Source organism: Collinsella sp. LCP19S3_A6 (genome assembly GCF_052122015.1).
Lineage (GTDB): Bacteria > Actinomycetota > Coriobacteriia > Coriobacteriales > Coriobacteriaceae > Collinsella.
In genome coordinates, this window is record NZ_JBQKDD010000016.1 from 20642 (window position 1) to 29819 (window position 9178).

Below are 9178 nucleotides of genomic sequence, written 5' to 3' on the forward strand. Positions count from 1 at the left end.
TTAGCGACAAAGCTCCTTGATGCGCGCAACGGCGCGTTCGATGTGTTCTTGCGGAGTTGAGGCTCCGGCGGTGATGCCGATGTGGCGCGCGTTGGCAAACCATGCGGCCTCAATCTCGGATGCTTCCTCGATGTGATGGGTGTGCTCGCAGACATCGGCACAAATCTGCGCCAGGCGGCGCGTATTGCCGGAGTTTTTGCCGCCCACGACGACCATGCAGTCGCAGCGGTTGGCAAGGGTTGCGGCCGCCTGCTGTCGCTCGCTCGTGGCAGCGCAGATGGTGTTGATCACGCGTAGTTCCTGCACGCGCGGGGTGATGGAGGCCACAACCTCGGCCAGGTTCTGCGCGGTTTGGGTGGTCTGCACAACCAGGCCCACCTTGCCCTTGAGTGGTAGCGCGTCGGCGTCGGCGGCACAACTCACGACCTGCGCGTCATCGCCGGCGTGGCCCAGGATGCCCTCAACCTCGGGGTGGCCCGGCTCCCCCACGACGATCACACGGTAGCCCTCGCGCACCAGGCGCTCGGCCGCCACGTGGACCTTCTTGACGTAGGGGCAGGTGGCATCGACCACGGTAAGGCCGCGCTCGCAAGCAGCCTCGATGACCTGCGGCACCACGCCGTGCGCGCGAATGACCACGGTGCCCGATGCGGCGTCGTCCAAGGTGTCTGCCAGACCGACGCCTGCCTCGGCGAGCTCGCGCACCACGATGGGGTTATGGATGAGCGGGCCCAGGGTGTGGACCTGAGCGTCCTCCCCCGCCTGCGGCGCGGCGGCCAGTGCCATGTCGAGCGCGCGCTGTACGCCGTAGCAGGTACCGGCATGCGCTGCGATTTCGATGGTGGGGACGACCTCCTCAGCGGCGGTCGCGGCGGTATTCATGACGTTCTCGCCCATGGCTAGAACCTGCCGGGGTGCTCGGCGCACAGGTCGTCGCGCATGGCGTAGACGCGGCTCATGGCCTCGGACTCAAACCATGCCAGGCGCTCCTTGCGCTTGAGCTCGGCCGGTGCATCGGATAGCGAGATGGCCTTGCCGGCACGAATCCAGCACTTTTTGGGGCGCATGAGCTTTTTGCCCGCAGGCGTGATATCGGACCAGCCGCAGATGGCGAGCGGGTTGACGGGTGCCTTGCCCATCTGGGCGATGAGTGCAAAGCCGCCGTGGACCTCGGGCTTGATCTCGCGCGAGCGGATGCGCGTGCCCTCGGGGAAGATCAGGACGTCCTCGCCGCGCTGCAGCGCGTGCTGGGCGGCACGTAGGCACTTCATGTCGGCGGTGCCGCGCTCGACGGGAATGCCGCCCACGCGGCTAAAGGCCCAGCGCACGATCTTGCTCTTGGCAAACTCGGACTTAAAGATGGGGCGAACGCGGCGGCCGCCAAAAAACAGCGCCGTCTCTACAGCCAGGAGCTCGGCCATCGAGGTGTGGTTGCAGATGACCACGCTGCCGCGGCCTTCCTGGCGCTCAAACAGCAGGTCGCTGTCCTCTACCTTCCAGCGCCACATGAGCTTGGAGAAAGCCCAAAGGATTGCCATGACCACGGCGACGGTGCCGCGGATGAGCGCCGGGAACTCGGCATAAGGCGCGTTGTAGTAATCCTCGGGCGTCTGCTTAAACAGGCGCATGAGCTACCTCCTTTGGTTGATGAGGTCCTCGATTATCGAGACGACCTCGTCGATGGTATGTGCGGTGGAGTCGACGTGCACGGCGTCCTCGGCGGGCACGAGCGGCGCGACCTCGCGGCTACTGTCGAGCTTGTCACGCTGCTTGAGGGCGTTGAGGGTCTCGTCGACCTCGGCCTCGAGCTGCTCTTCGGTTAGCGGCTGGGCGTCGTTTTGGTGGCGCTGAAGCACGCGGCGACGGGCGCGCTCGCGCGGATCGGCGGTCAGGAACACCTTGACCTGCGCGTTGGGGAACACGACGGTGCCGATGTCGCGGCCCTCGGCCACGATATCGCGGTCCTCGGCGGCGCGACGCTGATGGATGAGCATGGCCGCGCGTACGCCCGGGTAGGCCGAGACCTTGGAGACGTTGGCGTCCACCTGCGCGGTGCGAATGGCAGCCGAGGCGTCCGCGCCGTCGATGGTCAGGCGCGTGTCCTCGCCGGTGCCGTTGGTAAAGCGAATCTCGATCTGCTCGGCGAGGGCATCGATGGCCGCCTCGTCGTTCAGGTCGATGCCGCGGTCGAGCGCGGCGAAGGTGACGGCGCGATACATGGCGCCCGTGTCGAGCTTGTTAAAGCCCAGCTGGCGGGCGATCTCCTTGGCGATGGTGGACTTGCCGGATCCGGCGGGGCCGTCGATGGCGACGATCATGCAATGCTTCCTTTCGGTGGTTGACGTGCTGGTATGGGACGCGGGCGCTGGGGCTTGGCGGACTGGCTAGCCCGTGTAGCGCTCGCGGTAGGTGTTGCGCTTGGGCGCGGAGCCGTGGCTGCCGTGGTGGCGCGTGCGGGTCGCGGTGTTGGTCGCCGGCGCAGCGCCGCGCTTGGCGCCGGCCTGCTTGGGCGGGATGCCGCCGGCCTTGAGGATCTGTACCTCGCGGTCGGTGAGCTCGCGCCACGAGCCCTTGGCCACATCTTTGAGCTCCAGGCCGGCAAAGTTGCAGCGGTGCAGGCGGATCACCGGGTGGTGGATCTTGCTCAGCATGCGCTTGACCTGGTTCTTGCGCCCCTCGCGGATGATGACCTCCACGGCGGTTGTGCCGGGCTTCACGCCCTGCGGAGCCACCGCCTCGGCCTCGCGCGCGGTAATAACGCGGCAGATTGCCGGCTGGCACAGGCCGTCGTCGAGCTCGATGCCGCGGCGCAGCGGTTCCAAGTCGCGATCGGTCAGGTGGCCGTCCACGAGCGCCTGGTAGGTCTTGTAGACGTGCTTGCTGGGGTGCAGCAGGTCCTGCGACAGGTCGCCGTCGGTGGTAAAGAGCAAAAGCCCCGTGGTGTCTCGGTCCAGGCGACCCACCGGGAAGAGCCCCGGAAAGCGGTCGCGCGGGACCAGGTCGGCCACGCAGGGGCGCTCCTGCGGATCGCTCATGGTGGTGAGATAGCCGGTCGGCTTGTAGAGCATCAGGTACACGGCGCCCTGGTTGAGCTTGACGGGCATGCCGTCAAGCTCGATATGGTCGCGGTCCACATCGACCTTGGTGCCCAGTTCGGTCGCGACCTGGCCGTTGACGGTCACGCGGCCGGCGGTCATCAGGTCCTCCGAGCCGCGGCGGCTCGCCACGCCCGCGCGCGCCAAAAAGCGCTGCAGGCGCATGGTGTGCGGGTAGACGGGCTGGGCGTCGGTCGCGGGTGCGCCCGTGGCACCGGCGGCGCGCGTCTCCCCTGCTTCGCTAGTCCTCGTCATGCGTATCCTCCGCAGCGTCGTCGGTGGCAAGTGTTTCCTCGCCACCGACTGCCTCGACATCCTCAACATCGGTATCCAGCAGCTCGCGCTCTTCGTCTAGGTCCTCGACCTGCTCCTCGAGCGTAGACTGAATGCTGCGGCCGCTCAGGCGCTCGCGGATAAACTGGCGCGACTGCTCGTCGGGGGCAAACTGCTCCAGATCGGGAAGGTCGCGGGTGGACCGCAGACCAAACTTCTCCAAAAAGGCGTTGGTCGTGCCGTAAATGATGGCCTGACCGCGCTGGGGGTCGCGGCCGAGCTCGCGCACCAGACCCTTGTCAACGAGCGACGCGATGACGCCGTCGGAGTTGACGCCGCGGATGCCCTTGACCACCTCGCGCGTGACGGGCTGGTGGTAGGCGATCACAGCAAGGGTCTCGAGCGCCGCCTGCGACAGCTTTTGCGTGTCCCAGCTCAGCACATAGGACTCGACCACATCGTGGTAGGCGGGGTGCGTAAACAGGCGCCAGCCGCCGGCGACCTCGCGCAGCTGAAAGCCGCGATTGGCCTCCTCGTACTCAACTTTGAGCTCGGCCAAAAGCGACGCGCACTCGCCCGGGGCGATATCCAGCGCATCTGCCAGCGCGGGCGCGCTCACCGGATCGCTCGAAACCAGCAGGAGCGCCTCGAGGGCGCCTTTGAGGCTGTTTGCCTCTAGCGTAGAAAGGGTTGACATGGTTGCCGCTCCTATTCGGTGAGCTCGGGGCCCTCGCCGGGTACGTAGGCCTCGGCGCCCTCGACGCGGTTGATACGGATGGTTCCAAAGATCTCGTCCTGGCTCAGGGTGAGCGAGCCTCGCTTGGCGAGCTCCAGCATGGCCAGGAAGGTGACGACGAGCTGCTCGGTGGTGGCGTCGCCATCCAACAGCTCGCGGAAGGTGCAGGTTTGGTGCGCCATGGTAAAGCGGTCGACCGAGGCCACCGTCAAGTCGAGCGGCACGCGATGCGGTGCCACGTGCTCGGCCTCCAGCAAGAAGGTCTGGCGCTTGCCGTCCAGGTCGGCGCAGATGACGGCGAGGCCGCGCAGGGTAATGCCGGCCAGGTAGTCGGGCATAAGGCCCAAAAACTCGGGGTCGGGGCCGGCCACACGCGGATGCATGCGGCTTTCGGCCTGCATGCGCGCGCCAAGGGCCGCCGCCGCGCCCTTAAACTGCTTGTAGGCGATCAGGCGCTGGATCAGGACCTCGCGCAGGGCGTCGCCGTCGAGTGCGCTGAGTTCCTCGAGGTCTTCGTCAATCTCGTCATCGTCGTCGGCTTTGTGCGGGGCCTCCTGGGGCACCAGCGAGGCGGCCTTGATGTCCAAAAGGGTTGCCGCGACCAGCAGAAAGTCACTCGCCACGTCCAGGTCCAGCGCCTCAATACGCTCGACCTCGGCAAGGTACTGCTCGGCCACCTCGCTGATCGAGATGGCGCCGATATCAACTTTTTGGCGGGTTACCAGCTGCAGCAGCAGGTCGAACGGTCCGCTGTAGACCTGCGTCGACACGCGATACGACATCTTCGACCTCCTTTGACGGCGCCTTCGCGGCGCGGTTTGGGTGCATGTTGCGACCGTTTTGCACGGTCGACCTGTAAGTTTACCCTAGATGCCGGCGATTGCGAAGTTAAGCAGCTGCCCAGCGAGCGGATACACGGTAACGTCGAAATACCGGCCGATCACATCGATGCCGGTCCACATGGGCAGCAGATACAGCACGATGATAAGAATCGGCATGGCGTATTGCTGCAGTTGGTAGTAGTTGGTGAGCGCCTTGCCTTTGAGGAACGGCACGATGATCGACGAGCCGTCAAGCGGCGGGATCGGGATGAGGTTAAAAAACGCGAGCGACAGGTTGACCACGATAAAGGTGGCGCCGAAGTTCATGATTTGGGACGCTACGGCAAAGGACATGCTGGTGTAGAGGTTGCCGTATGCTGCGTGCATGAGGGCCGCGGCAAGGCACGCCAGTGCGATGTTCGATACGGGGCCGGCCGCGCTCACCAAGACCTCGTCGCGCTTGGGGTGCTTGAGGTTGTTGAGGTAGACGGGCACGGGCTTGGCGAAGGCGAACACCGGGCCGCCGGCCGCGAGCATGAGCAGCGGCAGGAGGACGGTGCCAAACGGGTCGATATGGTTGAGCGGGTTGAGCGAGACGCGGCCGCGCGAACGGGCCGTTTTGTCGCCGAGCGCCCAGGCCGCGGCGGCGTGTGCGCTCTCGTGGATCACGATGCCCACGATGACGGCGACGGCGCTGGCAAGCAGGTTCATGAGGTAGCTGCTGGACATGGCGCTCCCCTAGCGGACGCGGCGCGAGGCGCGCGAAAGCAGGTAGTCGGCCACAAACAGGATGACGGCCACGATGGCGTAATCCAGGCGGAACACACCGCCAAAGGGCGATGTGATGACGCCGTAGCCCGCGATAGCGCTCGGCAGCGCGCGCGAAAGCTCAACGACAAAGCCCACAATCTGCAGCTTGGCGGTAAGGCCGCTAAAGCACAGCAGCACGGTCATCGCGCTCATAAAGATGCCGCAGATGCGGCACGCGATGGCGATGATGCTCATCGCCACGGCAGCGGCCTTACGAGAGTTCACGCGCGGTCTCCTCTTCGATCTGGGTGGAAAGCTCGAGCCATTCGTCCTCGAGCTTGGGCAGCTCTTGCTTAAGCCCGTTATATTCCCCCAGCGCGGCGTTAAACTTATCCTGATCGGCATAAAGCTCTTCGCTCGCCATCAATTCCATAAGCTCGTCATAGCGGGCGCGTTTTTTGTCCAGCTCTGCCTCGATCTTCTTGAGCTGGTTGCGAACGCCCTTGAGCTTTTTGTTGAGCGCGGCGCGGGCCTGGGCCTCGGCGCGCTTTTGCTCCTTGGTCTTTTTGCCCTCGGCCGGCTTAGGCGCTGCGGCGGGGGTATCGGCCTGGGTGGCGCTGGCTTTGGTGGGCTTGGCTGCGGCGGGCACGCTCTCCCCTGCCGCCTCGGCGGCGCGGGCTGCGAGGTCCTCGCGCTTGTAGAGGTAGTAGTCGTAGTCGCCGTCATAGACCGTGACCTTGCCATCGCGGATATCGATCACGCGGTTGGCCACGGCTCGCACCAGGTGCTCGTCGTGACTAATCAGCACGATGGTGCCGGGGAAGTTTTGCAGGGCGTTCTCGAGCATGTCCACCGAGTCGATGTCCAAGTGGTTGGTGGGCTCGTCCAGGCACAGAAGTGCCTCGGGGGCCACGAGCATCTTAGCCAGGGCCAGACGCGCCTTTTCGCCGCCGGAAAGAACGCGAACCTGCTTTTCGATAGAATCGTTGTCGCTAAACAGGAAGGCGCCCAGTAGGCTGCGCTGCTGCGGCACGGTCCACTTGGGCGTGACGGTGTCGATTTCTTGCAGGACGGTGTTGGACTCGGTCATGCCTTCGAGCGCGTGCTGGGCGTAATAAGCCACGCCCACGTTGGTACCCAGGTCGCGCGCGCCGGTAGTGGGCGGCTCCAGGCCGGCGATGATCTTCATGAGGGTGGACTTGCCGGCGCCGTTAGGGCCGACAAGCGCCACGTGCTCGCCGCGGTAGAGTTTGAGGTCGATATCGCTATAGATGTGCTTGTTGCCATAGGACTTGGACACGCCCTCCAGGCCCACGACCATGTCGCCGGAGCGCGGCGGATCGGGGAACTTAAAGTCGATGTGCTTGTGGCCCTCGGGCAGGATGACGAGCTCCTTTTTGATCTGCTCGATCTTGCGGATGCGCTCCTGGGCCTGGGCGGCCTTGGTGGGCTTGTAGCGGAACTTGTCGACGAAAACCTGCATGTGGGCGATGTCGCGCTCCTGGGCGGCACGCTTGGCGCGCATCTGCTCCAGGTTGTCCTCGCGCTGCTTGAGGTAGCTGCTGTAATTGCCGGTGTAGGTGGTCACGCGGCGGTTCTCGAGCGCGGCGACGTGGTCGACGCAGGCGTCCATAAAGGCGCGGTCATGGCTGACGATGAGAACGGCGCCGTCGTAGTTGGCGATAAAGCCGCGCAACCACTGGACGCTTTCGAGGTCCAGGTGGTTGGTGGGCTCGTCCAGAAGCAGCAGGTCGGGATGGCGCAGGAAGAGCTTGGCCAGCGCGATGCGCATCTGCCAGCCGCCCGAGAACTCGGAACACGGGCGCTCAAAGTCGGTGACCTTAAAGCCCAGACCGGACAGGATCTTGCGGGCATTACTTTCGAGCTCGTAGCCGCCCAAGTGCTCAAAGCGGTCCTGGACCTGGCCGTACTCGTTAAGGAGCGCGTCGACGTCCTTGCCCTGCTCAGAGAGCTCGGTGATCTGGGCCTGCAGCTCGTTGGCGCGCTCACCCATGCGGCGGATTTCCTTGGCGGCGGCCATGACCTCGGCGAGGATGGTCGTATCCTTGTGCTCCAGGTTGGTTTCCTGCTCGAGGTAGCCCACCTGACAGTCCTTGGAGTACTGGACCTGGCCGGCGTCGGGGCTGTCGATACCCATGATGATTTTGAGCATGGTGGTTTTGCCGGCGCCGTTGGGTCCCACGAGCGCAAAGCGTTCGCCGGGGTTGATCTGGAAGGACGCGCCGCTAAAGAGGACGCGCGCTCCGAAGCTTTTTTCGATCTTGTCGACCAGGAGGATCATGGTGCCGCCTTTGACCTTGTGTGCCTATATGAAAAAAGGCCCCAACTTGCGTTGGAGCCTCATTCAATGCTCGGGTGGAGACGAGGGGGATCGAACCCCTGACCTCTTGACTGCCAGTCAAGCGCTCTCCCAGCTGAGCTACGCCCCCGTGCGAAAAAGTACTATACGGGAACTCCCCCGCCGATGCAAGGACAATTTCGGAAAAACTTTCGGCTGCGGGACCGGGGATGCGGGACGGGCTCGGGAGCGAGGGGCCCGCGACGCCCGATCCGGCCCGCGGGGGCGCGCCCCGCGGGCGGCGGCCACGCCGCCGCCCCCTCTCCGGCGCCCTTGGGACATCTCGAGTCCCGCCGACCGCCGTTTTTTCGCTTCCGCGGCGCGGGCCGCCATCCGCCCAACGGCCATCCTGCCGCAACCAGGCCCATTATCGGGACCAATCGCGCCCCCGCCCACCCGGCGATCTCAAAACCATGCCGGTTTACGGGGCCAGGCCGGGAACCCTCGGGCATGCCGTAATCGGTAAAATCAAAACCGCAGGTAGACGACTTGCGAATTTCGTGAGATGCAGGGTATGGACGGCCGGTCCGGGTCCAGCCCCGTAATCCGGCATGGTTTTGAAATGGCACCAGTTCGCCGATGGTTAACTCTATTTGCAGTCTTGGGATAATGGCTTGAACAATTCCCATCCAGTGATATTTCTTGTGATGCATCTTGATTGTCAGGGAATACCGGGTGTTAAATACATGGCTTGATCGTGCGTTGTGCGACATGCTTGTGCATGGTAGTATTTCAAATCGTGATTTAACCCAATGGGAAATGAATTTCCATTGTTGAAATTATTATCACAGTACATAAGGGCTCTTGGCGCAACGGTTAGCGCAGGGGACTCATAATCCCTGGGTTCTGGGTTCGAATCCCGGAGGGCCCACCAGAGTATTTCGAGGCCGGGCAACACGCCTGGCCTCTTTACATTGCGTTGACGCCTTATTTTGGCCTGCAATGGCGTAGGGCGTTAATTTCATTCATATTTGCAATTTAGGATGGATTCACTTCAACAGCCACTAAGTAAAGATAAACTGTAGGACGATTGATATGAAAAAAGGCCCCAACTTGCGTTGGAGCCTCATTCAATGCTCGGGTGGAGACGAGGGGGATCGAACCCCTGACCTCTTGACTGCCAGTCAAGCGCTCTCCCAGCTGA

The 9178-nt window shown here is 63.8% G+C and carries 9 protein-coding genes and 2 tRNA genes; 1 reads left to right on the forward strand and 10 read right to left on the reverse strand.

What is annotated here, in order from left to right:
• The 10 genes from ACTQVX_RS08515 to ACTQVX_RS08560 all read right to left on the reverse strand — a co-directional run bounded on the left by ACTQVX_RS08515 (position 1) and on the right by ACTQVX_RS08560 (position 8125).
• On the reverse strand, positions 1 to 897 hold the full coding sequence (locus tag ACTQVX_RS08515) for a 4-hydroxy-3-methylbut-2-enyl diphosphate reductase (RefSeq protein WP_441560867.1): 897 nt from the start codon (positions 895 to 897) through the stop codon (positions 1 to 3).
• Positions 898 to 899: 2 nt separating this feature from the next.
• Positions 900 to 1628 carry a lysophospholipid acyltransferase family protein gene (locus ACTQVX_RS08520; protein WP_441560869.1) on the reverse strand — a complete coding sequence of 243 codons (729 nt, stop codon included), beginning with the start codon at positions 1626 to 1628 and terminating at the stop codon, positions 900 to 902.
• 3 nt (positions 1629 to 1631) lie between these two features.
• Positions 1632 to 2318, reverse strand: a complete 687-nt coding sequence (gene cmk / locus ACTQVX_RS08525) for a (d)CMP kinase (protein ID WP_441560870.1) — start codon at positions 2316 to 2318, stop codon at positions 1632 to 1634.
• A 66-nt stretch (positions 2319 to 2384) separates the two neighbouring features.
• A complete protein-coding gene (locus tag ACTQVX_RS08530) occupies positions 2385 to 3350 on the reverse strand; it encodes a pseudouridine synthase (protein WP_441560872.1) in 966 nt (321 codons plus the stop codon).
• Complete coding sequence (gene scpB / locus ACTQVX_RS08535) at positions 3337 to 4065, reverse strand: SMC-Scp complex subunit ScpB (protein WP_441055625.1); 729 nt, start codon at positions 4063 to 4065, stop codon at positions 3337 to 3339. The genes ACTQVX_RS08530 and scpB overlap by 14 nt, the downstream gene beginning before the upstream one ends.
• An 11-nt stretch (positions 4066 to 4076) precedes the next feature.
• Entirely contained in the window at positions 4077 to 4886 is an 810-nt protein-coding gene (locus ACTQVX_RS08540) for a segregation and condensation protein A (RefSeq protein WP_441537368.1), read from the reverse strand.
• A gap of 84 nt (positions 4887 to 4970) precedes the next feature.
• Positions 4971 to 5654, reverse strand: coding sequence for a site-2 protease family protein (locus ACTQVX_RS08545; protein ID WP_441560875.1), 684 nt, complete (start codon positions 5652 to 5654; stop codon positions 4971 to 4973).
• A 9-nt stretch (positions 5655 to 5663) separates the two neighbouring features.
• Positions 5664 to 5960, reverse strand: a complete 297-nt coding sequence (locus ACTQVX_RS08550) for a hypothetical protein (RefSeq protein ID WP_441560877.1) — start codon at positions 5958 to 5960, stop codon at positions 5664 to 5666.
• Positions 5947 to 7977 carry an ABC-F family ATP-binding cassette domain-containing protein gene (locus tag ACTQVX_RS08555; RefSeq protein WP_441560879.1) on the reverse strand — a complete coding sequence of 677 codons (2031 nt, stop codon included), beginning with the start codon at positions 7975 to 7977 and terminating at the stop codon, positions 5947 to 5949. The genes ACTQVX_RS08550 and ACTQVX_RS08555 overlap by 14 nt, the downstream gene beginning before the upstream one ends.
• A 75-nt stretch (positions 7978 to 8052) precedes the next feature.
• Positions 8053 to 8125 (reverse strand) — tRNA-Ala (locus ACTQVX_RS08560).
• Between the two features lie 707 nt (positions 8126 to 8832).
• Between ACTQVX_RS08560 and ACTQVX_RS08565 the strand changes: the two genes are divergently transcribed.
• Positions 8833 to 8908, forward strand: a tRNA-Ile gene (locus ACTQVX_RS08565).
• Positions 8909 to 9178: the final 270 nt, after the last annotated feature.

What these genes read in the sequence shown, in the direction of transcription:
- ACTQVX_RS08530 (WP_441560872.1), bottom strand. Translation starts at nt 3,350, where the DNA reads ATGACGAGGACTAGCGAAGCAGGGGAGACGCGCGCCGCCGGTGCCACG.
- cmk (WP_441560870.1), bottom strand. Translation starts at nt 2,318, where the DNA reads ATGATCGTCGCCATCGACGGCCCCGCCGGATCCGGCAAGTCCACCATC.
- ACTQVX_RS08545 (WP_441560875.1), bottom strand. Translation starts at nt 5,654, where the DNA reads ATGTCCAGCAGCTACCTCATGAACCTGCTTGCCAGCGCCGTCGCCGTC.
- ACTQVX_RS08555 (WP_441560879.1), bottom strand. Translation starts at nt 7,977, where the DNA reads ATGATCCTCCTGGTCGACAAGATCGAAAAAAGCTTCGGAGCGCGCGTC.
- ACTQVX_RS08515 (WP_441560867.1), bottom strand. Translation starts at nt 897, where the DNA reads ATGGGCGAGAACGTCATGAATACCGCCGCGACCGCCGCTGAGGAGGTC.
- ACTQVX_RS08520 (WP_441560869.1), bottom strand. Translation starts at nt 1,628, where the DNA reads ATGCGCCTGTTTAAGCAGACGCCCGAGGATTACTACAACGCGCCTTAT.
- scpB (WP_441055625.1), bottom strand. Translation starts at nt 4,065, where the DNA reads ATGTCAACCCTTTCTACGCTAGAGGCAAACAGCCTCAAAGGCGCCCTC.
- ACTQVX_RS08540 (WP_441537368.1), bottom strand. Translation starts at nt 4,886, where the DNA reads ATGTCGTATCGCGTGTCGACGCAGGTCTACAGCGGACCGTTCGACCTG.